Annotated in this window: 1 protein-coding gene; it reads right to left on the reverse strand. The window is 72.5% G+C overall.

The window, feature by feature from the left end; all coding sequences use genetic code 11:
- Positions 1 to 174: 174 nt before the first annotated feature.
- Positions 175 to 1,029: DUF3459 domain-containing protein (locus tag I5E_RS21730; protein ID WP_022907227.1), on the reverse strand; the 855-nt coding region annotated here is incomplete at its 5' end.

Raw genomic sequence — 1,029 nt, forward strand, 5'->3', positions numbered from 1 at the left:
CCGTCATGGCGCTGTCCGTCATCGCGACTGTCGGTCACCGCGACGAGTCCCGTCGGCCGTGTCGTCGCGTCCGCTTGGCGTCGCACGCAGACGGACGGCCCGCGGGGCCTCGCACGGAGACGGACGGCCCGCGGCGGTGTCGCCACGGGCCGTCCGGTCACGCATCGGCAGCGGTCAGCGCAGCACGACCACACCGCGCCCCGCGAAGCGGACGCAGTCCGTCTCGACGTCCGCCTCGCCGAAGCGGTAGAGCTCCTCGCCCGTGGCGCCCGGCACGGGCACCTCGGCCGCGTCGTCGAGGAAGTTCACCACGACGTGCACCGGGCGGGCGTCGGGTCCGAGCAGCCCGCGGGTCAGGACGAGCCACCGGCGGTCCTCGCTGAACCGCACGGCGTTCGCTTCGTAGCGCTGGTCGACGAAGGCCTCGTCGGTCCGCCGCAGCGCGACGAGCACCCGGTAGGCCCGGAGGATCGCCGCCCCCCGCTCGGACTCGACGTCCGACCAGTCGAGCTTCGAGTTCGTGAACGTCGTCGGGTCCTGCGGGTCCGGCACGGCGGACTCGTCCCAGCCGTGTTCCGCGAACTCCGTGATGCGCCCCTCGGCGGTGGCCTTGCCGAGCTCCGGTTCGGGGTGCGACGTGAAGAACTGCCACGGGGTCGAGGCAGCGAACTCCTCGCCCATGAAGAGCATCGGCGTGAAGGGGCCGAGCAGCGTCAGCGCGGCGGCGATCACGAGGCCCTCGTCGGTCAGGCTCGCGGCGAGCCGGTCGCCGGTCGCGCGGTTGCCGATCTGGTCGTGGTTCTGGTTCGCCACGACGAGCGCTGTGGCCGGCGAGGTCCCGCGGTCGATGGGCCGTCCGTGCCGCTTCCGCCGGAACGACGACCACGTGCCGTCGTGGAAGAAGCCGTGCTCGAGCACCTTCGCCAGTGCCGAGAGGGGAGCGAAGTCGCCGTAGTACCCGTTCGTCTCACCGGTCAGGGCGACGTGCACGGCGTGGTGGAAGTCGTCCGACCACTGCCCGGCGAGTCC

Origin of the sequence: Curtobacterium sp. B18 (assembly GCF_000333375.1) — a bacterium.
In the GTDB taxonomy this organism is placed as follows: Bacteria; Actinomycetota; Actinomycetes; order Actinomycetales; family Microbacteriaceae; genus Curtobacterium.